Source organism: Deinococcus sp. AJ005, from assembly GCF_009017495.1.
Classification (GTDB): Bacteria; Deinococcota; Deinococci; order Deinococcales; family Deinococcaceae; genus Deinococcus.
The window spans coordinates 1,475,128-1,500,904 of sequence record NZ_CP044990.1; the positions used below are offsets into that span (position 1 = coordinate 1,475,128).

21 protein-coding genes are annotated in these 25,777 nt (G+C 64.5%); 14 read left to right on the top strand and 7 right to left on the bottom strand.

Annotation, left to right across the window (positions count from 1 at the left end):
- Nucleotides 1-69 precede the first annotated feature (69 nt).
- Complete coding sequence (locus tag DAAJ005_RS09000) at nt 70-1,761, bottom strand: chloride channel protein (protein ID WP_151846824.1); 1,692 nt, start codon at nt 1,759-1,761, stop codon at nt 70-72.
- A gap of 211 nt (nt 1,762-1,972) precedes the next feature.
- Between DAAJ005_RS09000 and sodA the strand changes: the two genes are divergently transcribed.
- A complete protein-coding gene (gene sodA, locus DAAJ005_RS09005; RefSeq protein ID WP_151846825.1) occupies nt 1,973-2,596 on the top strand; it encodes a superoxide dismutase [Mn] in 624 nt (207 codons plus the stop codon).
- Between the two features lie 473 nt (nt 2,597-3,069).
- On the opposite strand, the gene DAAJ005_RS09010 is transcribed toward sodA, so the two are convergent.
- Nucleotides 3,070-4,209, bottom strand: a complete 1,140-nt coding sequence (locus DAAJ005_RS09010; RefSeq protein ID WP_151846826.1) for an NAD(P)/FAD-dependent oxidoreductase — start codon at nt 4,207-4,209, stop codon at nt 3,070-3,072.
- A 309-nt stretch (nt 4,210-4,518) separates the two neighbouring features.
- On the opposite strand from DAAJ005_RS09010, the gene DAAJ005_RS09015 reads away from it, so the two are divergent.
- From DAAJ005_RS09015 to DAAJ005_RS09035, 5 genes are all read left to right on the top strand, one after another.
- The gene (locus DAAJ005_RS09015) at nt 4,519-5,013 is read left to right on the top strand and encodes a (2Fe-2S)-binding protein (protein ID WP_151846827.1); all 495 of its coding nucleotides are present in this window, start codon (nt 4,519-4,521) and stop codon (nt 5,011-5,013) included.
- 85 nt (nt 5,014-5,098) lie between these two features.
- Nucleotides 5,099-7,495: a xanthine dehydrogenase family protein molybdopterin-binding subunit gene (locus DAAJ005_RS09020; RefSeq protein ID WP_151846828.1), complete on the top strand. Its 2,397-nt coding sequence runs from the start codon at nt 5,099-5,101 to the stop codon at nt 7,493-7,495.
- A gap of 122 nt (nt 7,496-7,617) precedes the next feature.
- Nucleotides 7,618-8,412, top strand: a complete 795-nt coding sequence (locus tag DAAJ005_RS09025; RefSeq protein ID WP_151846829.1) for a xanthine dehydrogenase family protein subunit M — start codon at nt 7,618-7,620, stop codon at nt 8,410-8,412.
- 158 nt (nt 8,413-8,570) lie between these two features.
- Nucleotides 8,571-9,044, top strand: coding sequence for a (2Fe-2S)-binding protein (locus tag DAAJ005_RS09030; protein WP_151846830.1), 474 nt, complete (start codon nt 8,571-8,573; stop codon nt 9,042-9,044).
- A 133-nt stretch (nt 9,045-9,177) separates the two neighbouring features.
- On the top strand, nt 9,178-11,361 hold the full coding sequence (locus tag DAAJ005_RS09035; RefSeq protein WP_151846831.1) for a molybdopterin cofactor-binding domain-containing protein: 2,184 nt from the start codon (nt 9,178-9,180) through the stop codon (nt 11,359-11,361).
- A 12-nt stretch (nt 11,362-11,373) separates the two neighbouring features.
- Here DAAJ005_RS09035 and DAAJ005_RS09040 read toward each other — a convergent pair whose 3' ends face one another.
- Complete coding sequence (locus DAAJ005_RS09040; protein WP_151846832.1) at nt 11,374-11,820, bottom strand: TlpA family protein disulfide reductase; 447 nt, start codon at nt 11,818-11,820, stop codon at nt 11,374-11,376.
- Nucleotides 11,821-11,864: 44 nt separating this feature from the next.
- Between DAAJ005_RS09040 and DAAJ005_RS09045 the strand changes: the two genes are divergently transcribed.
- The gene (locus DAAJ005_RS09045; protein ID WP_151846833.1) at nt 11,865-12,632 is read left to right on the top strand and encodes an ABC transporter substrate-binding protein; all 768 of its coding nucleotides are present in this window, start codon (nt 11,865-11,867) and stop codon (nt 12,630-12,632) included.
- Between the two features lie 210 nt (nt 12,633-12,842).
- Here DAAJ005_RS09045 and DAAJ005_RS09050 read toward each other — a convergent pair whose 3' ends face one another.
- Both DAAJ005_RS09050 and DAAJ005_RS09055 read right to left on the bottom strand, forming a co-directional pair.
- A complete protein-coding gene (locus DAAJ005_RS09050) occupies nt 12,843-13,370 on the bottom strand; it encodes a hypothetical protein (protein ID WP_151846834.1) in 528 nt (175 codons plus the stop codon).
- Between the two features lie 271 nt (nt 13,371-13,641).
- A complete protein-coding gene (locus DAAJ005_RS09055; RefSeq protein WP_151846835.1) occupies nt 13,642-15,486 on the bottom strand; it encodes a hypothetical protein in 1,845 nt (614 codons plus the stop codon).
- A gap of 220 nt (nt 15,487-15,706) precedes the next feature.
- Here DAAJ005_RS09055 and DAAJ005_RS19155 point away from each other — a divergent pair, with 220 nt between their 5' ends.
- Together DAAJ005_RS19155 and DAAJ005_RS19160 are read left to right on the top strand one after the other, a co-directional pair.
- Nucleotides 15,707-15,853 carry a hypothetical protein gene (locus DAAJ005_RS19155; RefSeq protein ID WP_226342655.1) on the top strand — a complete coding sequence of 49 codons (147 nt, stop codon included), beginning with the start codon at nt 15,707-15,709 and terminating at the stop codon, nt 15,851-15,853.
- Nucleotides 15,854-15,864: 11 nt separating this feature from the next.
- Nucleotides 15,865-16,050 carry a hypothetical protein gene (locus tag DAAJ005_RS19160; protein ID WP_226342656.1) on the top strand — a complete coding sequence of 62 codons (186 nt, stop codon included), beginning with the start codon at nt 15,865-15,867 and terminating at the stop codon, nt 16,048-16,050.
- 206 nt (nt 16,051-16,256) lie between these two features.
- Here DAAJ005_RS19160 and obgE read toward each other — a convergent pair whose 3' ends face one another.
- Nucleotides 16,257-17,597 (bottom strand): GTPase ObgE, encoded by a 1,341-nt coding sequence (obgE, locus tag DAAJ005_RS09065; protein ID WP_151846836.1) that lies wholly within the window; start codon nt 17,595-17,597, stop codon nt 16,257-16,259.
- 452 nt (nt 17,598-18,049) lie between these two features.
- Here obgE and uvrA point away from each other — a divergent pair, with 452 nt between their 5' ends.
- The 5 genes from uvrA (at nt 18,050) to DAAJ005_RS09090 (ending at nt 23,961) form a co-directional block, all read left to right on the top strand.
- Entirely contained in the window at nt 18,050-21,076 is a 3,027-nt protein-coding gene (uvrA, locus tag DAAJ005_RS09070; protein WP_151846837.1) for an excinuclease ABC subunit UvrA, read from the top strand.
- Entirely contained in the window at nt 21,073-21,846 is a 774-nt protein-coding gene (locus DAAJ005_RS09075) for a hypothetical protein (protein WP_151846838.1), read from the top strand. The genes uvrA and DAAJ005_RS09075 overlap by 4 nt, the downstream gene beginning before the upstream one ends.
- 68 nt (nt 21,847-21,914) lie before the next feature.
- Nucleotides 21,915-22,628, top strand: a complete 714-nt coding sequence (locus tag DAAJ005_RS09080; RefSeq protein WP_151846839.1) for a DsbA family protein — start codon at nt 21,915-21,917, stop codon at nt 22,626-22,628.
- A 21-nt stretch (nt 22,629-22,649) separates the two neighbouring features.
- Nucleotides 22,650-23,087, top strand: coding sequence for a disulfide bond formation protein B (locus tag DAAJ005_RS09085; RefSeq protein WP_151846840.1), 438 nt, complete (start codon nt 22,650-22,652; stop codon nt 23,085-23,087).
- A 64-nt stretch (nt 23,088-23,151) separates the two neighbouring features.
- Nucleotides 23,152-23,961: a GNAT family N-acetyltransferase gene (locus DAAJ005_RS09090; RefSeq protein WP_151846841.1), complete on the top strand. Its 810-nt coding sequence runs from the start codon at nt 23,152-23,154 to the stop codon at nt 23,959-23,961.
- Between the two features lie 62 nt (nt 23,962-24,023).
- On the opposite strand, the gene DAAJ005_RS09095 is transcribed toward DAAJ005_RS09090, so the two are convergent.
- On the bottom strand, nt 24,024-25,772 hold the full coding sequence (locus DAAJ005_RS09095) for an HRDC domain-containing protein (protein ID WP_226342657.1): 1,749 nt from the start codon (nt 25,770-25,772) through the stop codon (nt 24,024-24,026).
- Nucleotides 25,773-25,777 lie beyond the last annotated feature (5 nt).

The window sequence follows — 25,777 nt, forward strand, 5'->3', positions numbered from 1 at the left end:
GCAGGAGCCAGAAGCACCGTCACTCTCGGTGAAGCCAGGTTCCTGCGTCCGGTCCTGCCCTGCCCAATCTCAGGCCCCCGGCAGTCTCAGCAGGCCCTCCAGCGCGGCGTAGGCGTCCGGGCGGGCCAGGAAAACCAGTTCGTCGTCGGTGGTCAGGCGCATTTCTGGGTGGGGCAGCCGCACCGTGCCGTCCCGGACAAGGCCCACCACCTCTACCCCAGGCGGCAGGCTCAGCAATTTCAGGCGCGCGCCGCGCCAGCCCGGCGGCACGCCCCGGCGGTACAGTTCGCGCTCGTTGGAGGGCAGAGAAGGCAGATCGGGCAGTGCCTCGGCAGATGGTGTGGGAAGCCCGTCATACGGAACAGCGGGCGCGTCCTGGGCCGTTTCCGGGGCAGGGTCCACGGCGCGGCGCGGGATAAAACGCACCGAGTCTGGTAACTGGGCCAGCCCACCGATCAATCCCGGCCCGCCCTGATGCACGCCGCTCTGGGCGCGGGAGGCGACCTGTCCCGGCACCAGACCGTCCGTGCCGCTCAGGACGTGGGCCAGTCCAGCCGCCAGAAGCGCGCTGGGCAGCAGGGCCTCGCCGCCCCAGGCCACCGCCAGCAACGTGGCGGCCAGCGGCACGTTCAGGGTCACGGTCAGGTAGGCCACCAGCCCGATCAGGGTAGACAGTGCCGGGTCCACGCCCAGCAGGCTGCCCAGCCCCGCGCCGATCAGTCCCCCCACCCCCACCGAGGGCAGCACGCCGCCGCCGAAGGCCAGCCGCGCGCCCAGCGCCAGCAGCAGCCAGCGCCATGCGCCCGCCACGCCGCCGTCTGTGCCCACGAAATCCGAGACGCCCAGTTGTACCCAGCCGCTGCCGTCGCCCAGCACGGCGGGGGTGCCGTAAAAGGCGACAGCGGCAGTCAGCAGCCCGAACAGCCCGCCCAGCAGCGGACGCAGTTTGCCACTGGCCCAGCGTTCGGGAACGGCGCGCACCGCCAGCAGCGACAGCCACCCGGCCAGCGTCGCGGCCAGGGCCACTCCCAGCAACGCTGGAAGCTGGGCTGAAGACGGCACCCCCAGCACTGGCACGCTGAGCAGCGGCGTGAAGCCGAAGGCCAGCCCGTACACCGCTGTTCCTGCCACGGCGGCTAGCACACAGGGCATGACCACCTCGAACTCGAACTCGAAGCGGCAGTACAGCACCTCCGCAATCAGTACGGCGGCAGCCAGTGGCGCATGCAGCACGGCCCCCAACGCCGCCGCCGCTCCAGCCAGGGTCAGCGTGCGGGCCTCCACGGCGTCCAGCCGCGTGAAGCGCCCCAGCAGCCGCGCGCCCAGTTGCCCAGTAGTGGTAAAGGCCGAATCGCGGCCCACCAGCAGACCCGTTCCGTAGGCCAGCACCGTGCCCAGTAGCGTGCGGAGCTGAATCACGGGCGCAGCCCACTGCCCGCGTGCGTGGTAGCCGCGCACCAGTTGGCCCAGCGCGTCTCCCGCTGCCGCCGGCACCAGCCACGCGTACAGCGCCCCCACCACGGGCAGGGCCAGCAGCCCCCAAGGCAACGCGTCGCCAAAGGCCATCAGCAGGCCGCCCTCGCCGGGAGTGCCGGGGGGCGCGTAGCCCGTCACCAGCGCGCCCAGGCGCAGGACTGCTTCCAGCAGCAGGCGCAGCAGGATACTCAGGCCGCCCACCAGCGCCCCCACCAGCACACTGAGAACCACCACCCGTCCCGTTTCCAGTCGGGTCAACACGGCGCGTGGCAGGGGGGAACGCATACGCGGCCCATGCTAGAGCAAAGTGATGGTGGGCGCTGCCTCCAGTCTTCACGGCACACCTCAGGGAAGCCTTCTCATTTTAGGATCACCTAAAACTTCATGGTTTCTCAGGCTTCCGGGGGCGGCGCGTAAGCTGGACCTAAGTTTTTCCGATGGGAGTGTGCGCACCGTGCGTGACCTCCAGCTTCGGCTTGCAAGGAGCAACCCTGTTATGGCTTACCAAGTTCCCCCCCTGCCCTACGGCTACGACGCCTTGGCCCCCCACATCGATACCCGCACCATGGAAATCCACCACGACAAGCACCATCAGGCGTACGTGGACAACGCCAACAAGGCGCTGGAAGGCACCGAGTTCGCCGACATGCCCGTCGAGGAACTGATCACCAAGTTGGACAGCGTGCCTGCCGACAAGAAGACGGCTCTGCGGAACAACGCGGGCGGCCACGCCAACCACAGCCTGTTCTGGACCGTGATGGGACCCCAGGGCAGCAAGCAGCCTAGCGGCGAACTGATGACCGCCATCGTGGGTGCGTTCGGTTCCTTTGAAGACTTCAAGAAGAAGTTCGAGGACGCCGCCAAGACCCGCTTCGGCAGTGGCTGGGCATGGCTGGTCGTGCAAAGCGGCAAGCTGGCCGTGGTCAGCACTGCCAACCAGGACAACCCCCTGATGGGGGAGGCGATCTCTGGAACCAGCGGCACCCCGGTCCTGGGCGTGGACGTGTGGGAACACGCCTATTACCTCAACTACCAGAACAAGCGCCCCGACTATCTGGAAGCGTTCTGGAATGTCGTCAACTGGGATGAAGTCGCCAAGCGCTACGCCGCCGCGAAGTAAACCTGTTTACTAAGATGCCCCCTGGCCGACTCTGGCTGGGGGGCATTTTGTGGTGATGGACTTCGGATTCACAACGGCGGTGGGGAGGGTGATCAGGGATGCGGCGGAGGCACTCATCTACTACTCTCCAGATTACGGGCGGATTTGCGCGGTAGCTGTGAAAGTCGAATACCAGCGCCATCACACTTGATACGGACCCCGATTGAAAGGTGTTGGAAACACATAGAAATCCGAACGGGACTCGCAGAGCTGCGCCGCAGAGTAAGAGCGTCCTCTCTTCGAGCTGTGCCAGTCATGGGCGTCTGTTCATCACGAGAGTGAGCGGGAGAAAAACATCCCTCGGAGCGTGGAGCGGAGGAACCCTGCGATGTCCCGATTTCTGCCGCGTTACAGACGGCAGTCCGTATGACCACAAAAAACCCCCTCCACAGGAAAGGGGTCAGGTGCAGAACTATGAAAGCAGGACTGTAAAATCAGTCGATGCTGGCCCGCCAGCGCCATTCCGAGGCGCGCTTCATGACGTGGGCTATGCCGCCAGTGATGGCAAGTTTCTGGTTCCACGGCAGCTTCATCCAGCCCACGGCCATCAACCCGCCGAGGCTCACGAACTCGCCCAGGGTGGTGGGTTCGTAGGTCTCGATCTCCTCGCCCCTCGCCAGACGCATCAGGTTCTTGCCCGTCAGGCGGCCCTGCTGTCCGGCGTGCTGGGCGGTGGTGGGTACGGGCTTGCCCTCCTGGTTCAGTGCCAGGCCCATATCACCGATCACGAACACTTCGGGGTAGCCCCTGGCACGCAGCTTGTCGTCCACGGCCACGCGTCCACCGGGGCCTTTCTCCAGCTTCTCACCCTTCAGAATGTCGCGGGCCTGAATGCCGCCGGTCCAGATGATCTTGCCTGCCGGAATGATCTTCTGCTCGCCGTCGGGGGTCTGCACGGTCACGGTCTCGGCGGTGGCCTGCATCAGGCGGTGGCCGGTCATGACGTGGATACCGTAATCCTCCAGCGTGCGCTGGGCCTTCCCGCGCAGGGCGTCGTCCAGCACCGGCAGGATCTTGGGTCCGGCTTCTACCAGATAGATGTTCATGGGGGGCAGGCCACGCGCCTTGCTCAGCAGTTCGGCGCGCTGGGCCAGCTCGGTGACCAGTTCCACGCCGGTCAGGCCCGCGCCGCCCACCACGATGTCGCGCACGCCCTGGAATTCACCGCTGAAAGCGCGGTTGACGAAGTTGAAGATGTCGTCGGCGTCGCTGAGCTGCTTGAGTTCACTGGCGTTCTCGGCCAGACCGGGAATGCGGTAGAAGTTGGTCACGCTGCCCAGACCCACCACCAGGGTGTCGTAGGTCAGCACGCGCCCGTCTTTCAGGGTCACCTCACGCTCGTCGAGATTGACCCCCTCCACGCTGGCCTGCTCTAGCTCCACGCCGGTGCCGCGCAGCAGCGGAGCCAGCGGTAGGGTCACGCGGGTGTTGTGTGCGGCGGCCTCGTGCAGACGGGTTTCAAAGGTATGAAAAGCGTTCTGCTCGACCAGCAGGGCTTCCAGACCAGCGTAGGGCTTCATTTTGGTGGCGACGGCCAGACCTGCATAGCCAGCACCGAGGATCAGGGTTTTCATCGACATGCTCCTGTGAACGAATTCACGAGTTGAAGTACTGGCCAGTAAACCAGCTTTGAACAATTGTACACCGTCTCTGAGACAGAGCTGTACCCGTGGCAACCGTTGTCTGATCATCTTGCCGGGACCGTGGTGATCTATCCAGCAGAGGGGGCCGTACAGGTGGGCGATGGAGTACAGCGCGGCGCCTGCGTTGTGTGCTTGAATATGAACGGTCAGACAACCCAGATGAGACGCCGCCGGATGGCGTCCACCTCATTTTCACCCGGCATCTTCACTCACCTGAGCCAGCTTCGGCAGGAGGCACCCATGAACGTGACCGTCAACGTCAACGGCAAACCCTACACCCGTGATGTGGAACCCAGAACGCTCCTCGTCCATTTTCTGCGTGAGGACCTGCTGCTCACCGGCACGCACGTCGGCTGCGACACCAGCCAGTGCGGGGCCTGTACCGTGCATGTGAACGGCGAGGCCGTCAAGAGCTGCACCGTGCTGGCCGTCCAGGCCGATGGAATGGATGTCAAGACCATCGAGGGCATGGGCACGCCCGGCGATCTGCACCCCCTCCAGACCGGCTTCTGGGAAAAACACGGCCTGCAATGCGGCTACTGCACCCCCGGCATGATCATGGCGAGTGCGGAACTGCTGAAGCATAACGCCAACCCCAGCGAGGAAGAAATCCGTTACCACCTGGAAGGCAACTACTGCCGCTGCACCGGCTATCACAACATCGTCAAGGCTGTGCAGCACGCGGCGGAGATCATGGCGCAGGGCGAGCAGGCGGGACAGGCAGCGGACGACTAAGAGGGCTTGATGGTCAGAGATTGACAGGCGCTGGAAAAGGCCCGTCCATCCACTTTCAACCGTCACTCTCTCGGAGGCACACAAGATGACTGGCAACGAATCCAGAACCGACAAGTATTTCGGACAGGCCCTCAAGCGCAAGGAAGACCCGCGTTTTATCACCGGCGCGGGCAATTACACCGACGACATCGTGATTCCGGGCATGCTGCACGCCGCGATGGTCCGCAGCCCGTATCCGCACGCCAAGATCAATGGCATCAACAAGGACAGCGTTCTGGGTATGCCCGGTGTAGAGGCCGTGCTGACCGGACAGGACATCGTGGATGCGGGCATTGGAAGCATTCCGGTGGGCTGGCTGCTGCCCGAACTCAAGACGCCCGCGCACCCCGCGATTGCGCTGACTGAGGCCAATCACGTGGGCGATATCGTGGCGGTCATTGTGGCCGAGAACCGTGCGCTGGCCGAGGACGCCGCCGCCATGCTGGAAGTGGATTACGAGCCTCTTCCCTCTGTGGCCTTCGCAGGTGCGGCTATTGCCGAGGGTGCGCCCGTCGTTCACGATGACGTACCGGGTAACGTGGCCTTCAACTGGGAAATCGGGGACGCCACCGCCGTTCAGGAGCAGTTCAACGTCGCCCACAAGACGGTCAAGCTCAAACTCAAGAACCAGCGGCTGATTCCCAACGCCATTGAGCCGCGCGCGTCGCTGGCGCAGTTCACTCCATCCAGCGGCGAGTATCTGCTGTACACCACCTCGCAGAACCCGCACATTCACCGCCTGATTCTGGCGGCGTTCGTTATGAACATCCCCGAACACAAGCTGCGCGTCATCAGCCCGGACGTGGGTGGGGGCTTCGGCTCCAAGATCTTTCAGTATCAGGAGGAAGTCATCATGCTGCTGGCCGCCCGCCTGATGGGCCGCCCGGTCAAGTGGACGGCGCGGCGCAGTGAAGCGTTCGTGAGCGACATGCAGGGCCGCGATCACGAGACCGAGACCGAGATGGCCGTGGACAAGGACGGCAAGATGCTGGCCTTCCGCGTCAATACGCTGGCGAACTTGGGCGCGTACCAGACGCTGTTCGCGCCCGCTGTTCCTACCTATCTGTACGGCACCCTCTGCAACGGCGTGTACAAGCTGCCCGCCGTGCATGTGAAGGTGCAGGGTGTCATGACCAACACCGTGCCAGTAGACGCCTACCGTGGTGCAGGGCGGCCCGAAGCCACCTACGCCATCGAGCGCACTGTGGACGCGATGGCCCACGCCATTGGCGAAGACCCCGCCGAGTTCCGCCGCAAGAACTTCATCCAGCCCGAGGATTTCCCGTACCAGACCCCAGTGGCCTTGGTCTACGACAGCGGTAACTATGAACCCGCGCTGGACATGGCCCTCAACATGATGAAGTACCCCGAATTGCGTGCCGAGCAGGAACGCATGAAGGGCAGCAACAAGATCCTGGGCGTCAGCGTCATCAGCTACGTGGAAGCCTGTGGCCTCGCTCCGTCTGCCCTGGTGGGCCAGTTGGGCGCGCAGGCCGGGCAGTGGGAATCCAGCTTGGTGCGCGTGTATCCCACCGGCAAGGTGGAGTTGTTCACCGGTTCGCACAGCCATGGGCAGGGTCATGAGACGGCTTTCCCGCAGATTGCCGCTGACGAACTCCAGATTCCGATTGAGGACATTGATCTGGTTCACGGCGACACGGGCCGGATGCCCTACGGCTGGGGAACCTACGGCAGCCGCTCGGCAGCGGTGGGCGGCAGCGCCCTGAAGGTGGCGCTCCAGAAGATCACTGCCAAGGCCAAGAAGATCGCCGCGCACCTGCTGGAAGCCTCCGAGGAGGACGTGGAACACGAGAACGGCGTCTTCCGCATTAAGGGTGCGCCGGACAAGTCCAAGACCTTCTTTGACGTGGCACTGATGGCCCACCTGGCGCACAGCCTTCCTGAAGGCATGGAGCCGGGGCTGGAGGCCACCGCCTTCTACGATCCCAAGAACTTCGTCTACCCGTTCGGCACGCACATGGCCGTGGTGGAAATCGACACGGACACGGGCAAGGTGGACCTCCGCAACTACGGCTGCGTGGACGATTGCGGGCCTCTGATCAACCCGCTGATCGTGGAGGGTCAGGTTCACGGCGGTATCGCCCAGGGTGCGGGTCAGGCGCTGTGGGAAGAGGGCGCATACGACGAGGAAGGCAACCTGCTGGCCGCCTCCTACATGGAATACACCATGCCGCGCGCCGACGACCTGCCCATGTACCAGATTGACCATACCGTGACCCCCAGCCCCCACAACCCACTGGGCGTGAAGGGCATCGGCGAGTCCGGCACGATCGCCAGCAGCTCTGCCGTCGCCAACGCCGTGCTGGATGCGCTGTGGGTGGAGTGCGGCATTGAACATATGGACATGCCCTACACCGCCGAGAAGGTCTGGAAAGCCATCCGGGACTCGCGTGCAGGGATGGAACAGGCAGCGGACGATTAAGAGCTGTCAAACCGTCTAACGGTCTGAAGGTCTAACCGCAAAAAGAAGAATGAGCAGCAGCTTCTTAGTGGCTAGACGGTTTGACAGTTGAACCGTTTGACGCCGACCAAAGGGAGGCAAACATGTATCCAGCCAATTTCGACTATCAGAAAGCCGCCAGCGTAGATGACGCCCTCAAAGCCATGTCCGAAAATCCCGATCTCAAGATCATTGCCGGGGGGCATTCGCTGCTGCCTGCCATGAAACTGCGTCTGGCCCAGCCGCCCGCACTGCTGGATATCTTCAATCTGGAGGAACTCAAGGGCATTTCAGAAGACGGCGACTTTTATGTGGTTGGCGCGATGACCACGCACGCCGACGTGATGCGTAGTCACCTCCCCCTCTTTCCCGAAGTGGCGGGCTGGGTGGGTGATCCGATGGTGCGTAACCGTGGGACCATCGGCGGCTCTCTGGCGCATGCCGATCCCAGCGCGGATTATCCGGCAGCAGCACTGGCAACGGGAGCGGAGTTCGTCATTCGCGGCATGGGCGGTGAGCGCACGGTGGGCGCGGACGAGATGTTCCTGGGCATGTTCGAGAGTGCCGTGGAAGCGGGCGAACTCCTGACCCACATCCGCATCCCTAAAGGCATCAGCTCAAGCGTGTACGAGAAATACCGTCACCCGGCCAGCCATTACGCCATCGTGGGTGTGGCGATGGCCCGGCATGCCGACGGCCAGATTCGCGCGGCTTACACTGGGGCGGCAGAGAAAGCGGCGCGTTTGCCCAAGCTGGAAGAACGCCTGAATGCTGGACAGGACGTGGGAACCGGCTTGGTGGAGGGCGCAGACCTGCTAGGAGACCGTTTCGCCAGCGCCGACTTCCGCGCACATCTGGTGGACGTGCTGTCTGACCGGGCGGCCAAACGCTTAGGCTGAGTAGAGTCTCCATTCCCATAGCAATCATGCGCTGAGCATCACCACAAACCTTGTATTCCCCTTTCCACTGGGAAAGGGGACTTTCTTTGCATGTTTTGCAGGACAGCGCCCCGTCATTTTGTGCCCCTCCCGGTATGTTGGGTTCACGGAGGTGGCCCATGCAAGTACAGGTCAATGGAAAGACGCGGCAGGTCCAGCGCGAGGACGAACTGCTGCTGTGGGTGCTGCGCGACGAGCTGGGCCTGACCGGCACGCATTACGGCTGCGGCATCGGCATCTGCGGCAGTTGTACCGTGCTGGTGGACGGTCAGGTGACGCGCAGTTGCCTGACCCCTGTGGCGAGCGTGGCTGGGAAAGCCGTGACCACACTGGAGGGACTGGCAAAAGTTGGGCGGGGCGGCGTGGTGACACTGCACCCCGTTCAGCAGGCATTCGTGGAAAATCCCCTCCAGTGCGGGTGGTGCCTGCCGGGACATGTGCTGTCGGCGGTGGCGCTGCTCGATGCCAACCCTGCGCCCACGCCAGAGCAGATCGATGACAGCGCAGGCATCAACCTATGCCGTTGCGGGGGCTACAACAACGTGCGGAAGGCCGTGGCGCGGGCGGCGGAATTGAAGCGGGGCAGTTTGTGATACGGATTCCGTCTGTTTCGTGCAGGAATCGGGACAGCGCCGATCCCTCCACTCCACGCCCGGAACCCGTCCTTCTCCTTCTCGCATCCGCTCGGATTTCATCGTTCCTGCAAACGATTCAATCGGAGTCTGTATGAGTACCCTCAAGCCTAATAAGGTCCTTCGCAAGAAAGTCACGCGCCGCCGGGTGCTGATCGGGCTGGGCACCACGGCGGGCGTGCTGGTGGTGGGCGTGCCGCTGGCGATCAACGCGGGCCGCCCTGCGCTGGTGGAATATGTCGTGGAAAACGGCACCGGGCCGCAGGAAGCGCCATTCAATCCAGACCTGTGGTTCGAGGTCACGGCCACGGGCATCACCTTCTACGTCCCCAAGATGGAGATGGGCCAGGGCATCCACACCGCGCTGGCGCAGATCGCCGCTGAGGAACTGGAGGTCAAGCCCGAGCAACTGACCGTGAAGCAGGCCGATACGGTGCGCGGGTACGCGGGCGGGACGATGTTCACCTTCGGCTCCAATTCGGTCAATGCGCTGTACACGCCGCTGCGCGAGGCTGCCGCCACGTTGCGGGAGCTGCTGCGTGCGGAGGCGGCGCGGCAACTGGGCGTACCCGCCAAAAACCTGACGGCGGCGGGCGGGCAGTTTTTCATCGCCGGGCGGCGCGACACACTGAGCTACGGCAAAGTCGTGGAGGGCAAGCAGGGCGAATGGACGCTGCCCGACAAGCCTGCCCGCCTCAAGGCCCGCAAGGATTTCAAGCGCATTGGCAAGGCCATGCCGCGTGTAGATTTTCGGGACAAGGTGATGGGTCTCAGCTCCTACGGTTACGACGCGCGGGTGGACGGCATGCTGTACGGCGCGGTGGCCCGCCCGCCCCGCTACGGCGCGACGCTGGCGGCGGCTTCGGCAGGAGGGGCGTCCGCTCAGCCCGGCGTGAGCAAGGTGGTGATTGACTTGAAGGCCAACTTCGCGGGCGTGGTGGCCGACAGCCGCACCCGTGTCCGCAACGCCGTGAAGAAACTCGATCTGCGCTGGGAGGGTGGCACAAACGTCAATCAGGCCGAGATCGACGCGCAGGTCAGGGCCGGGGCGGGCGTGGTGGTGCGCCGCCGGGGCAATGTCGGCGCGGCGCTGAAACAGGGAACGCAAATCGAGGCCGAGTACAGCACGCCGCTGGCCGCGCACGCGCATCTGGAACCGCTGGCGGCGCTGGCCCAGGTGGCACCGGGGACAAACGGCAAAATAGAAATCTGGACCGCCACCCAGTACCCGCAGAAGGTCATGGACGACATTCGCGCCGCACTCGGCAAGGACCGCGAGATTCTGCTCCATCCCATGCAACTGGGCGGCGGCTTCGGGCGCAAGGCGGGGCAGACCGCCGCCGTGGAGGCCGCGCGGCTGTCAGCGGCGTGCGGCAAACCAGTGCATGTCGGCTGGACTCGTGAGGAGGATTTGCAGCAGGCGTTCTTCCGCCCGCCGTCGCACCACATCCTGCGCGGCAGCGTCAGCAGCAGTGGGCGCATTCTGGGCGTCGAGCAGTTCACAGCCAGCGGCGACATCATCTGGCCCGCCAGCATGCCAGAGTTCGTGAAAGACACGATTGGCTTTGACCCAGGTGGAATTCTGGGGCTGTTCATGCCCTACGACATTCCGGCCTATCACGTCACCAATCGCCGCGAGGCGCTGCCCGTTCCCACGGGCTTCTGGCGCGGGCTGGGTGTGTTTCCCAATACATTTGCGGTGGAGAGTTTTACCGACGAATTGGCGCACGCCGCGAAGATGGACCCGCTGGACTTTCGCCTGAACAATCTGCCGGACACCGAGAACGGTCAACGGCTGCGTGCCGTGCTGGAGCAGGTGGCCATCCGCTCGGGCTGGCGTATGCCACCCCCCGCAGGCCGGGCGCGCGGGATTGCCTGCGGTCTGGACGTGAACACCGCCAGCGCGCAGGTGGCCGAGGTCTCGGTGGAAAACGGTCAGGTGCGCGTTCACCGCATGAGCGTTGCCGTCGATCCAGGCATGGTCATCAACCCACAGGGCGCGAAGATGCAGGCCGAGGGTTCGGTGGTCATGGGCCTGAGTTCCACCTTGCACGAAGTATTGACCGTCAAGGACGGCATGATCGAGTCGGCCAACTTCGACACCTACCCGCTGCTGACCCTGCGCGAGACGCCCCAGATCGACGTCGATCTGCTGGAAAGTGGCGACACGCCCTACGGCATGGGTGAACCGATCATCGGCCCGGTGGGCGCAGCGGTGGCGAACGCGGTGTTTGCGCTGACTGGAAAGCGGTTACGCGATCTCCCCCTGCGGCTCTGAATCCAATCCGGCCTATTCCCCCAGTAGCAGCTCCTCCAAAAGATAATGCAGGCGGGTCTGGGCGTTGTCTTGGCTGCCGTAGACACTCCTCAGCAACTCGCCGCCGGGGGCGAAGGCCAGCCAGTGCGGCGTGCCCTCGGTCTGCCACGCGCGGGCAAGATCGCCGGACACGTCTAGGGCGACGGGAAAGGGCAGGCGAGCGAAATCGCGGGCGAATTTGACCAGCGTCGGCTCCACCTCCTCGCGTGGCAGCAGACGGTGACCGTGACTGGTGTGGAGGGCCAGCAGATTGACCTGCTCTCCAAACTCCGCGTGCAGCCGCTTTAAAAAGGGAATGCCGCGTGAAACGCAACCCGCGCATTCCAGGTTGAAGGTCATCAGCAGCCCGGGGCGCGTCCAGTCGGCGGGCGGCGGCAGAGGTTCGCCATACACGAAATCAGCGGGTTCAGGCCAGTCCATGCAAAAGAGGGTAGCGTCCCCGCCGCCCGCCTTATCCTGTCCCTATGAAACGTGCCCTTCTGCTTGCCGTGGCCCTTGCTGCCTCTACCTTATCTGCCGCCGGGGCCACCACCGTTGCCGAAGTCAAGAAAAAAGGCGTGCTGGTGCTGGGCACCGATCCTACGTTTGCCCCGTTCGAGTTCAAGGACAAGACCGGGCAGATTACCGGCTTTGATGTCGATATCGCGCGGGCGGTGGCGAAAGACTTGGGCGTCAAACTCCAGATTCAGGCCGTGGGCTTCGGGGCGCTGATGCCGCAGTCGGTCACATCCGGGCGGGTGGATATAGCCATGAGCGCCATCACCATCACCGCCGAGCGGGCCAAAGTGGTGGCCTTCAGCAACCCGTATTACCGCAGTGCCCAGGTCTTTATTGTCAAGGGCGGCAACCCCGGCAAGTTCACTTGGCCCGCCGATGTCAAGGACACAGTCATAGGGGTGCAGGCCAACACCACTGGGCAGTATGTGGCCGACGACACGCTGAAGCCCAAGGGAGCGGCGCTGAAAGTCTACGACGACTTTGCGGCGGGGCTGGCCGACATCCGGGCCGGGCGGATCGCGGCCCTGATCGGCGACGCGCCCACCGTGACCGACCTGCAAAAGCGCCTGCCGGGGCAGTTTCAGCAGGCAGGCAAGGATCTGGCCGCCGAGGACTACGGCATGGTGTTTGCCAAAAACAGCGATCTGGCCGCCGCCGCCAACAAAACCCTGGCCCGGATGAAAGCAAACGGCGAGTATCAGAAACTGCTGGACAGGTGGATCGTGCAGAAGTAGGAGTTTTCAGGTGTCTGTAGGCAGAGGAGAGCGTCGTTGAGCTTTTTCAGCATCGCCCCAATTGAAGCCTTCGCTGGGCAGTGTCATCGGGCTGTCTGGCTCTGACCTGGACGCGTCCTCTGTTCAGTACAAAAAATCTGGAATCCATCTGAACGCAGACCGCGCGGAGATGGATTCCAGACCTTATGATCGTTGATTTCTGGTTGTGAATCAGTTCAGGCGGACGCTGTTGGTCAGGTTGCGGATCACGGCCTCGTTACGCGAGTAGTCCTTGACATTTCCGGCAATGGTGACCACCAGCATGCGGCCCCCGGCACTGGTGACCATCAGCTCCCGGCGCAGGTCGTCGGACTGACTTGGCGTGGTGAACACAAACTGCGCCCACGGCGAGCCGCCCATCTGTACCAGACTGGCCTTGAGGGTTTTGACATTGGGCACCTGTGCGCGGATCACGGCGGGAAACTGGGCCACCAGCTTTTCCACCTCGTTCGCCGCCAGTTTGCTGGTTCGCCACTCGAAGGCGACGCTGACCTTGCGGTCCTCGGTCATGAAGACGGCGTCCGGGCGACCCGCCGCCGAGGGGAAAGCCGCGCGAATTCCGGCCTGGTTCAGGGTCAGGAGTTTGGCGTTGGGTTCCACCGAGAGCGGCAGGCTGTCCAGCTTTACCGGCACAGCCTGGGCCTGGCCTGGAAGTAACAGACCCACCAGCAGGGTCACGGTCAGAAGAGGACGGATCATTTCGCTGTCAACCCTAACCTCCCCGCCCCAGCAGCTTATGAGCCGGCTGTGAGGAACGTGCGGCGGCGCGTTGCTGGTTCATCATTTTCTGCGGTCTGGAGGGCCATTTCGCATCTTCACAGGCGCATCCCCAGGCTGGCTGCATGTAGGCCGATTTCCCTGCCAAAGCCTTCAGGTAAGAGAGGCGCGAACTTTATTTCGCTGTCTGGCGCGTCTCTCTCTGGCTGTCGGTTTCGGCTGCCATCCGTCTCCGGGCAGTGATGCTGGGGGATCAGGATCGCTCTGGATTCTCGGCGGGTGATTCGTCTGTAGGGGGCGCGGCGGCGGACAGCCAGCCGTCGTGGCGGGCCAGAATCAGGCTGAAGCCCGGCCCACGCATCACGGTCAGGTCTTGCAGGGTCAGTGCCGGATGCCCGGGCAGCAGGGCCGTCCACTGGCCCCGGAAATCGCGGCGCAGGGTCACGGCCCGCGCGCCGAAGTGCAGGGTTAATGGGGGATCGTCGCGCAGTTCCACGCACAGGGCTGTGCCGTCTTCGGGCAGTTCCACCCGGCTATGCCGCAGGGCGCTGGGTGGAGTTTCCAGGTGATGCGCGGCCACGGTCAATGCCGCTGCCAGATGCCCGGTCAGGGGGCCGCCCAGGCCCAGGGGTCGCGCCGCATCGTGGACGGTCTGCTGGATGCCCGGCGTGCTTCTCCGGGCCAGCAGGCCACACAGGATCTCGGCCCCCTTGCGGGCGAAGTTATGCAGCGCGTCCGGGGCTGCCCCGGCATAGCTGGCCGCGCTGCTGGCCGATACCGAGTCCGTGTCGATCCGGCCCACGCGCAGCAGTTGAGCGGCGGCGCGGGTTAGGCGTAGCGCCGCATAGTCGTCGGCTGGGTCCAGCAGTAGCGCGATCACGCGGCCCAGCGAGGTCAGCCGGGTCAGGTCTTCCTGCGGACCGCTCTGGGCGCGCAGCAGCAGGTATGCCCCGCTCACGAATGCGCGCAGCCGAATCTGTGGCAGCTCCAGCGTCAGGCATCGTTCGGTGGCTTCAGCCCTGGGCCGCAGCAGCGCGATCTGTTCCCCGGCCTGGAGCTGCCACTGTGCCCCCAGCGGCTGCCAGCGGAAGTCGGTGCCGCGCCAGTGCGTGGTCTGGCCCCCTGGCAGGCAGATGACCAGTTCGCTGGCGGCGTCGTCCGGGGCATCCAGGGCAGTGCCCGGCTGGGCGGCGTACAGCACGCTGTGCTGGGGGACGCCGCCCAGGGTGGCCTGCGGGCCACTGTTCAGCAGCGGCTCCAGGCTGTGTGCCAGCGCCCGCGCGGCCTCGCGGATGGCCGGACGCTCACGCGGGTCCCTGGGGGCCGGATGCAGGGTTCGTAGCGCCTGGATCAGCGTGTTCCTGGCCTGCGGGGCCAGCGGCTCACGCCCGGCGGCCTCCAATCTGGCCTGCAAGACGTCCTCATCGGGGTGGCGCGGAAAGGGCACCTCATGCACCTGTGAGAGGGCCAGCTCCAGCCGTCCGCGTCCGTCCGGTTGCACCAGCAGGGCGACGACGGCCTCGGTCAGCACCTGCAAGACCTGGGGATTGTCCAGATCGGTCAGCGGGTCGCGCACGGCGGGCACCGGAAAGGACACCTGTCCGGCCAGCCCCGCCTGTCCCGCCCGTTCGGCGTTTTCCAGCGCGGTGTACAGGACCCGCAGGGTCAGCAGGCTGGGTTCACGTTGCCAGATGGGCAGGTAAGCGCGCAGGGTGGCGTGCGCCGCGTCGCCCCAGGCCAGCAGATGCAATTCCTGCCATGCCCGCGACTCGGCGGACTCGCCCCCCAGCGGGGCGTCCCACAGGGCGGGCGGCGGCGGCACGGCGGCAGGCTCGGGCTGTTGCGTTGGCCGGGCTGATTTGCGGTGGGCCAGGTACTCTCGGTCCGCTTCCAGCAGTCTTCGGTGCAGGGCCGATTCCAGCGGAGCGCTCAGCAGTTCTTCCCGCAGGTCGGCCAGCGAGCGCCGCCCGCCGCGCGGCACCCTGCCCTGAAGGGTATCGGCCACCCGGTACTCGTACAGTTCCACCAGTTCGGCCCAGCGGTCCCCGCCCGCCCCTGAACGGGGCACGGCCTCACTGGGCTGTGGACTGCGCGTCATGGGCCGGTCCAGCAGTATCCGGTTCCGGCTGTGGCCCTGGCGCAACGAGCATGTGCAACGGCTTCCCGCATCTTGCCCCCACTATGCACCGAAGGGTCATACAAAATACTGTCCGGGTTGTGGGTCAACTTCCGGCCTTGCCCTGTGGCCTGGGTAGATCTGAAGGGTTTCTTGACTTGTGGAGGCAATACACCTTCTTCTCGCGGCGTGGAGTGGCACGGTGGGTAGGGCTGACATCGCCCTCTCCATCCCCAAAAAAGTTCAGAGCAACGCAAGAAAAGCGCTTGAACTGCGTAATGAATATGGCTTCGGCGGCATCGAGGGCGGCGAACACATGGCCGATCAACTCGCGGGGGCGGCCAACTGACCGAGGACGAGGTGCGCCACGTTTCCCAGTATTTCCCGCGCCACGCCGGGGACAATCTGGACGAGACGGGTCAGGGGAATGAGAAGCCCTCGCGTGGGTATATCGCGTGGATGCTGTGGGGCGGAGATGAGGGCCGGGAGTGGAGTGAGGGCGTGGTAAAAAAGCTGGACGAGCGCGATGAGAAGGACTCTGATTAAAGGGTGTTGAGAAACACCTGTAATCCGAGCAGAGCGAGAAAGAGAGAAACGGGTTCCGGGCGTGGAGTGTGGAGACCCTGCGTTGTCCCGATCTCTACACGGAACAAACGGAATCCGTATGAGAAGGCGAAGAACGGCTGAACAGGGCGAAAAACAAGCGGGGGCTGAGGCGAATCGAACGCCCCAGCCCCCACTATGTTTAATGGTCAGTTCTTCTCGGCCTCGTCGTCGAAATATTCGAAGCGGAAGCTGCCGATTTCCACAGTGTCGCCCTCGCGCGCCCCGGCCCGCCGCAGGGCGGCATACAACCCCTGGCGCTTGAATACTCCACCCAGGTACTCGGCGGCGTCCTCCATATAGCGCGTGAAACGTGCGATACGTGCCTCGAACCCCCCGCCCTGAACTTCCCACACACGCTCGTTCTCGCCCGTGGTGACAATGCCCACGCCTCTGGCAGGTGCGTCTTCGCGGAAGGTCACAGTCAGTCCTTCCTCGCGCACCTCGTCGGACTCGATTTCCAGGGCGTTCTTCTGCGCCCACAGCTCGCGGTCTGGCATCATCTGGAACAGCGTTTCGCGCAGCATGTCCAGCCCGTTGCCTTCCTTGGCACTCACGCGCAGCACGGGCAGGCCAAATTCGGCCAGCTCATCTTCCACCATCACGCCCAGGTCAACTTCGACCAGTTCCACCTTGTTCAGGGCGATCAGGGCGATGTTTTCCAGCAGGACGGCGTCATAGGCGCGCAGTTCAGCCTGAAGCTGGCGCAGTTCCTCCACCGGGTTGCGGGTCACGTCCAGCACGTACACCAGCACGCGCGTGCGGCTGATGTGGCGCAGGAATTCCAGTCCCAGCCCCTTGCCCTCACTGGCCCCCTCGATGATGCCGGGAATGTCGGCCAGCGTGAAGCGCTCCTCGATCTGGGTGCCGTGTTCATCGCGCCGGTCCACCACGCCAAGAATGGGCGAGAGGGTGGTGAACGGGTACTCGGCAATGGCCGGATTGGCCCGTGAGAGGGCCGCCAGCAGGCTGCTTTTGCCCGCGTTGGGATAGCCCACCAGCCCCACGTCCGCGATCAGGCGCAGTTCCAGGCGCACCCGGCGCTTTTGCCCCGGCGTGCCCAGCTCGGCAAACCGGGGGGCCTGCCGCGTGCTGCTGGCGAAGGTGCTGTTGCCGCGCCCGCCGTAACCGCCACGCGCAATCACCTTTTCCTGGCCCACGCGGATCAGATCGGCGATGACCTTGCCACTGTCCTCGTCGAAGGCAGTGGTGCCCACCGGAACGTCGATGTAAATGTCTTCGCCGTCGCTGCCCTGCCGCAACCGGCCTTCGCCGTACGCGCCGTTGGAACCCTTGAACTTGCGGCGGCCCAGCAGCCGTTCCAGCGACTCCACGCCCTCGATGGCCCGCAGGATGATGCTGCCCCCGCGTCCGCCGTGGCCGCCGTCCGGCCCGCCCTTTTCCATGTATTTGGCCCGGTGGAAACTCATTGCACCGTCGCCACCATTGCCCGCATTGACCTCAATATTCAGTACATCCCGAAACGCCACAACCCAACTCCTTTGCACGGGTTCAAACCCGGTAAAAACCGACCTGACCGTCTATCCGCAATCCTCAGCGCCCTCATGCCCGTGTGTTCTACGAACGCGGCGCTGGGACCGCAACATCAGGCACAGCTTATCAGGCGGCAGGGAGATGGGGGAGAGGATAGAGACAGTTGATGCGGAATGGAGAGAGGTGCCACCAGGACGACATTCAGAACAATGTCTTTGACTCACCCTGGCTCGCCTCCGACGGAATCTGGAGTGAGGGGTCTTCTGGAAACCTCTCTTCACCTTGAATTAGAAAAGCGGCCTCGCCCTAGTCCCAACCCGCCCTGACCTGATAGAATATCCCGTTTCAGAGCGGAGGAGAGGCTATCCCTTACGCATCAGACAGAATCTTGAGCGGCCTGATTTGACGTGCTGGCCGCACTTTTCTTAAAAGTCAAGGAGCGATCCTCTTGCAAAATAACTTAGTGGTGCGCGGCGCGAAGGAACACAATCTCAAAAACATCACCGTGGAGCTGCCGCGCGATCAATTTATCGTGATTACCGGCGTGTCGGGCAGCGGCAAAAGCACGCTGGCCTTCGACACCATCTATGCCGAAGGCCAGCGCCGTTACGTGGAAAGCCTGTCGGCCTACGCGCGGCAGTTCCTGGGTCTGATGGAAAAGCCGGACGTGGAGAGCATCACGGGCCTGTCGCCTGCCATCTCCATTGACCAGCGCACCACCAGCCACAACCCGCGCAGCACGGTGGGCACCGTCACTGAAATTCACGATTACCTGCGTCTGCTGTACGCCCGCGTCGGCACGCCATACTGCCCGGTCTGCGGGCGCAAAATTGAGAAACAGAGTCCCAGTGAGATCACGGACCGTCTGATCACCGAGTTCCCGGAAAAGCGCGCCATTCTGCTGGCTCCTGTCGTGCGTGGGCGCAAGGGCGAGTACCGCAAGCTGTTCGGCGATCTGCGCCGCGAGGGCTACGCGCGGGTGCGGGTGGACGGCACGCTGTACGAGCTGGACGAGGCCGAGAAGCTGAAGCTGGAGAAATTCGAAAAACATGATGTGGACGTGGTGATTGACCGCGTGACGCTGCGCGAGGCTGACCGCAGCCGCATTGCCGAGAGCGTGGAGCTGGGATTGCGCCGGGGCGAGAGCTTATTGCGCGTATTGATGCCCGATGGGGGCGAGGGCGGCGAGGCCCACGAGGAGCTGTACTCCGAGAAGTTCGCCTGCCCCGAACACGGCAGCGTGCTGGAGGAACTGGAGCCGCGCTCCTTCTCCTTCAACTCGCCCTACGGCGCGTGCGGCGACTGCGCGGGCCTGGGCACCAAGAACGAGTTCTCGGCGGATCTGGTCATTGATGACAAGCTGAGTATCGCCGAGGGCGCGATCCTGCCCTGGAGCAAAAAGGGTACGGGCGGCGGCGTGTACTACTGGGACAAATTGCAGGCGCTGGCCGAGCATCTGGACTTCAGCCTCAAAACGCCGTGGCGTGAGCTGCCCGCAGCGGCGCAGAAGGCCGTGCTGCACGGCCCTGGTCAGCCTTTCGAGGTGGTCTACAAACGGGGCGGCAAGGAAACCATGCGCTTCATGACCGAGTTCGAGGGCGTGATCACCAATCTGGAGCGCCGTTACTCCGACACCGAATCGGAGTTCATGCGCGAGAAGTTGGAAGAACTGATGGAACTCAGCTCCTGCCCCATCTGCGGCGGCACCCGTTACAAGCCCGAGATTCTGGCCGTGCGCGTCGGTGGCCTCAACATCGCGCAGGTGGGCGGTATGAGCGTGCTGGAGGCCGACGCCTACTTTGGGCATTTGCAGGACGGCGCTCTGGACCACGACGCCATCGCTCCTTACCTGAAGGGCCATCTGGGCGGTACGGCCCGCGCCCATGCGCCCCGCCATTACGAGTACGTGCAGAACGCCTTTGGTGCGGCAGTCTCGGTTCCCGTTCTCAAGGCCATCCGTACCCGCCTGAAGTTCATGGTGGACGTGGGGCTGGATTATTTATCGCTGGACCGCACCGCCAACACGCTGTCGGGTGGCGAGGCGCAGCGCATCCGCCTTGCCACCCAGGTTGGATCGGGTCTGACCGGCGTGCTGTACGTGCTGGACGAACCCAGCATCGGGTTGCATCCCAAGGACAACGGACGGCTGATCGGTACCCTCAAGAACCTGCGCGATCTGGGGAACACGCTGCTGGTGGTGGAACACGACGAGGACACCATGCTGGAGGCCGATTACCTGGTGGACATGGGGCCGGGTGCAGGCGTCCACGGCGGCGAGGTGGTGGCAGTGGGCACGCCGCAGGAAGTCAAGGCGAATCCCAACAGCCTGACCGGCAAGTACCTGCGCGGCGAGCTGAAAATTGACGTGCCAGAAAAGCGGCGGCGCAGCAATGGTAAGAAGCTCAAGATCTTTGGGGCGCGTGAACACAACCTTCAGAACGTGGATGCCGAGATTCCGCTGGGCATCATGACCGTCGTTACTGGTCCCTCTGGCAGCGGCAAAAGCACCCTGATTCACGACATCCTGCACGCCACGCTGGCCCGCGAACTGAACGGCGCGAAGACCACACCCGGCAAATATGACCGCATCGAGGGCATCGACAATCTGGACAAGGTGATCGAAATTGATCAGTCCCCGATTGGCCGCACGCCGCGCAGCAACCCGGCCACCTACACGGGGGTCTTCACCGAGATCCGTGACCTGTTCACCCGCACCAACGAGGCGCGGCGGCGCGGGTACCTGGCTGGGCGCTTTTCCTTTAACGTCAAGGGCGGGCGCTGCGAACACTGCAAGGGCGACGGCGTCATGAAGATCGAGATGAACTTCCTGCCCGACATCTACGTGCCCTGCGAGGTCTGCAAGGGCGCGCGTTACAACCGCGAGACGCTGGAGGTCAAGTACAACCACAAGACCATCAGCGACATTCTGGACATGACCGTGGAGGACGCACACAGCTTCTTCGAGCCAATTCCCAACATTGAGCGCAAGATGCAGCTTCTTCTGGACGTGGGGCTGGGCTACATGCGGATTGGGCAGCCCAGCACCACGCTGTCGGGCGGCGAGGCGCAGCGCATCAAGCTGGCTTCCGAGCTGAGCAAACGGGCGACGGGCAAGACCATCTATATCCTGGACGAACCCACCACCGGGCTGCACTTCGAGGACGTCCGCAAGCTGATGGAAGTGCTGGACCGACTGGTGGAGGGCGGCAACACGCTGGTCATCATCGAACACAACCTGGACGTGATGAAGCGCGCCGATCACATCATTGATCTGGGACCGGAGGGCGGCGTGCGCGGCGGCACCATCGTGGCCATCGGTACGCCGGAGGAACTGGCCGCGCATCCCACGAGCTACACGGGGGAATATCTGAGCCGGGTGCCGGGAATCGTGGCAGCGAAGCCGAAGAAAGAGGAGCGTGAACTGGTCCTCGCGGCCCCTGCGCGCAAGCCGCGTGCTAAGAAGGGGGCAGCATGACCAAACCGCCCGCACCTGAGCCGTCTGATCCTCACCCTGAAGCCGTCCAGCCAGCCAGGGGGCAGGCAGCGTCTGAAGTCACCTCCTCCGCGGCGGCAGACGTGGACCGGACGGTGGTGGCGCGGCCCTCTGGCGACGCTGCGGTCAACCTGTCGAAATCTCCGGATGGTGAAGAGCTGGGCCGTCCGTCGCCCGCCCGTGCCGCGCCGCCGCTGACCCCGATGCCCAGCCGGGCCGAGCAGGACCGCCCGCACCGCGCCCGCTTTCTGACCCTGCTGCGCCTGCTAGGCGGCTGGGCGGTGCTGGGCGTGCTGGCCTATGTCATGTGGACCCCGGGCGAGTGGCAGAACAGCCTGCTGCTGTGGGTGGCACTGGTGATCCTGGCCGACGAGTTCGGCGGGTGGTTCGGTTATCTGGGGCTGTTGCTGGGCGGCCTGGGCTACTTCAGCCCCTCGCTGCCTCCGGCGCAGTGGCTGATCATTCTGCCGCTTGTGGGCGGTGCGCTGATGGCGCTGCTGCTGGTCAAGCATTCGGGCGGCGTGCTGGTGCTGCCCTTCGCCGGGCTGATCTTCGCCGGAACACTGCTGGCCGTGGCGCGGTTTGGCTCTAAATTCGATCCCACATTAAAGCTGCCCTCCAACGACACGTTCCTGCGCTCGGCCCTGATCGCCATGGCGGCGGGGTTGGCCTTCAGTCTGGTGCGGCAATTGATCGGGCTGTGGCTGAAGCGGCGCGAGCGGCAAAATGGACGCGTGGGTGTGGCCGCCTGATCTTCTGCCTGCTGTGAAGGACATGCGCCCGGATACGCCTCACCTCCGGGCGCTAAACTTTGGGCCATATGACCAGACTTCAGGGAAACAACCCCAACCGAATCATCCTGGTGGTCGGCACGCTGATCGCCGTCGTACTGATTGCCCTCGCCCTTTTCGCTGTGCGTGATAAACCGGCTGCTGGCGCAGGCAAGGGCCTCAGCGCCAACTTCAAGCTGGATGGTGTGCCGTTCATTGGGAAGGCGGACGCGCCCGTCAATATCGTCACCATCGAGGACTTCAAGTGTCCGGTGTGCAAGCAGTTTACCGAGAGCATTGAGCCGGAGCTGAAGACCAAGTATGTCGATACTGGCAAGGCCAAAATCTACACCCTGATCTGGCCCTTCCTGGCCCAGAATGCCCGTCTGCCTACCGATGACAGCAAGCTGGCTGGGCAGGCCGCCCTGTGTGTCTTTGACGACGGCGGCAACGACGCTTTTGAGTCGTTCAAGAACATCCTCTTCCGCGCGCAGGGGGACGAGACCACCGTCTGGGCCACCAAGACCCGCCTAAAGGATCTGGCGGGCAGTGTCGAGGGCATCGACCAGACCAAGTTCGCCACTTGCCTGGACACCGACGCCACCGCCGCCCGTGTGGACGCCATGGAAAAACAGTCGGTGGACGCAGGTGTGAACTCTACCCCCACCATTTTCGTGAACGGCAAACAGGTACTGGCGGCCAGTGGACAGGGCAGCTACTCGCCCGACGATATCGGCAAGGCCGTGGATGCCGCGCAGCAATAAGCCCCATTCATGTGAACTCCTATGACCCGTGACAACCGCCTGTATCTGGCTTGGCTGGTGGCGCTGGCCGCTACGCTGGGCAGCCTGTACTTCAGTGAGGTCCAGGGCTTTCGCCCCTGCGTGCTGTGCTGGTATCAGCGCATCGCCATGTACCCGCTGGCGGTCATTCTGGGCGTCGCGGCGCTGGGCGCTGACCTGAAGATCCGGCGCTACGTGCTGCCGCTGGCGGCGGTGGGCTGGGTGGTCGCCCTGATCCAGAACCTGGAAGACTGGAACGTCATTGCCACCCTCAAGGCGTGCAGCGCCCTGGTGGACCCCACCGTCGTTCCCTGCAACACCCCCTGGCCGATCTGGGGCGCGGGCGCGCTGTCGGGTCTGAATGGAACAATCACCATTCCAGTGCTGAGCCTGACCGCCTTCACCTTGATCATCGCGCTGCTGAGCTGGCGCAGAAGCTGAGTCTATATATCCTTCCTGAGCCACCGTGCGCCTGTTGCCCGGTGGCTCTTTTCAGAGGTCATCCATGAACACCTTCACCGTTCAGCCCGCCACTGCCGAAACCCTGCCCGATCTCGTCGCCCTGATTGCAGACCGGGAGGACGCCGCCAGACGCCTGAACTTCATGCGTGAACGCCTTGCCGTAGGGCAGTTCAAGCTGGAGAACACGTTAATCCTGCGCTTGGGGCGGGGGGTGGAGGGGCACGCGCTGATTAATGCTGTGCCTCAGATTCCAGTCTTTCCGAACCTGCGGGCCGATGTGTTTGAGGAGGCTGTAATAGCGCTGGGAGGCGCGATTCTGGAGGGAGCTGGACCCGGACAGGGACTGATTCTCGACGATAACCTTGCCCCGCTTCAAGCTGCACCGTTCGAGGCTGCCGGGTGGGTGCTGGACAGTCGGCACGTCATGTACGAAACCGACTTACGCGCCCGAACTTACCCACTAGACTCGCAGGCGCAGACCGTTGACGCGGATCAGCCCGAGATCCGCGAACTGTTGAAACGACTGGGTCAGCCGGACCTCGAATTGTCGGTGGGCTGGATACTGATCGTCCTGCCCGGCGCAGACGGACTGACTGCCGCCCTGGGTGCAGTCGGCCCCGGCGGACGCCTGGACACCGCCAGCATCAACCTGCTCGGCGTGCTGCCGCCGTTTCGTGGACAGGGCCTGGGCACGCGCCTGCACGCGCATCTGCTGGCGCTGGCGGCGCAGCAATTCGCCACCCATGCTGGAGGCACGGAGGCGGAGAATGCCGCCATGCGCCGCATTTTCGATAAGCACGGCTCACGGCTGGCGGCGACGCAGATGTATTTCGTGCAGGGCAGTCAAGACTGAGCTGCTGAGCGCAAAAAAAGCCCTCTCTACGCGGAAGAGGGCCGGGTGCAAAAAGCTTCAGCTCAGCCGCGCACCACTTCCAGAATCTTGTCGCCGTATTTCTTCATGCGCTCCGGCCCCATGCCCTTGACGGCTTTCAGATCGGCGTCGGTGTAGGGCACGCGGCGGGCGATCTCGGCCAGGGTGGCGTTGCTGGCGATGATGAAGCGGCTGATTTCCTGCCGTTTAGCCTCGGCGTTGCGCCATTCGCGCAGGCGGGCGTATACGGCGGCCTGCTCGTCGCTGAGGTTGGCGGCGGGGTCTTCCTTGGCGGCGGGCAGATCAGGGGGCAGGATCACTGGGGTGGAATCGGGCATGTCCTGCGGTTCCTGCCGGGGCTGGCGCTGCCGCCCATTGCCGCGCCGCATGGACTGTTCCTGCGGGGCCGGGGACTCGGGCGCGGCAGTGTTCTGTGGGGCGCTGCTCTGCGCGGCACTTTCCGGCGCGTCATGGTCTTCCGGCGCGGGCGTGCGCTCCGGCTGGTGGCGCACGTCCGGCACCCCGGCGTCCAGGGGCGTGAAATCCGGGCCAGAGCTGATCGGCGTGGGCAGGCGCACGGGCGCACGTTCTGAAGAGCTGTAGACGATTTCCGGCTCCCAGCTTTCCTCGGTCTGTGCGGGGGAGGACTGTGGAGCAGAAGGGGGAGCAGTGGGGGCCTCGAAGGTAAAGCGTTCTGGGGCGCTGGACTGTGAGGGGTTTTGCTGGGGCTGATTGGACTGGAACTGGCTGGACTGGTTCTGATTGGATTCGGCCTGATCGGGCGTGCTGGGACGGTCTCCCCGCTCCGGGCGGTCTCCCTGGCTATCGCTGCGGCTTTCCTCGTTGCGACCCTCCTGGCGGGGTTTGAAGTCGCGCCTTCCATCCCGCTCCCGGCGGCTGTCCCGGCGGCCTTCATTGCGGCCCTGGCGTGAATCACCGTCGTCGCGGGGCTGCTCCTGCCGTGGCGTGGGCTGGGGGGCTTGCACTTCCTCGCGCCCCGCTTGTTCCGCTGCGCCATAGAGCAATGCCAGCGCCATTTCCACGTCTTCCAGGCCAGGAGTCAGGATCACCCCGGCGGGGACGCTGCGGGCGGCAGCCTGCACCCCACCTGGGGGCTGGGCGGTGTCGGGGGCGGCGTCGGGGGCCAGCAGCAGGGCGGTGGGGCCAGCGCCCTGGGCCGCGCCTCCAAGGCGGTCTGCCAGCGTGGACACCGTGCGGGCCGCGCGGGCCAGCCGCAGAGGCAGGGTGGTTACGTCGCGCAGGGCCAGCGCCACGCTCAGCTCGCTGGGGGGATCGGTGACGGGGTCCGGGGCCGAATCTGCGCCGAACAGGACGGCCAACGACACGTCGCCGTGCCCGGTCAGGGTGGCCCCGTCGCGGTACACGATCAACTCTGCGCCCAGGCCCAGCCAGCCGCCGCCGGGGGCCAGCGTGGCATCGGCGATCACCGGCACGCCAGCGCGGCGGGCGCGTTCGATGTCCCCGGCCTCTGGTTCCAGCAGCCACACGCCTTTCGCGCCGCGCCAGTCGCCGTCCAGCGGTGCGGCGGCCAGTCCGGCCACGGCCAGGAAGTCTCGGTTCAGCCGCAGCCGCGAGTCCACGCGCAGTGTGCCCTGGCCCAGGTGGGCGGCCAGTTGCTTGGCCAGCGCCGCCTCGCCGGGCAGCAGCAGACCCCAGGCCGCGCCCTCTAGCGCCGCCAGGGCAGAGGAAAGGCGGGCGTGTGGATCGCCGCGTTCGGCGTGCAGGCGGACCAGCCGGGCATCGGGGCGGATCGAAGATGAAGAGGAGGTCATGCGCC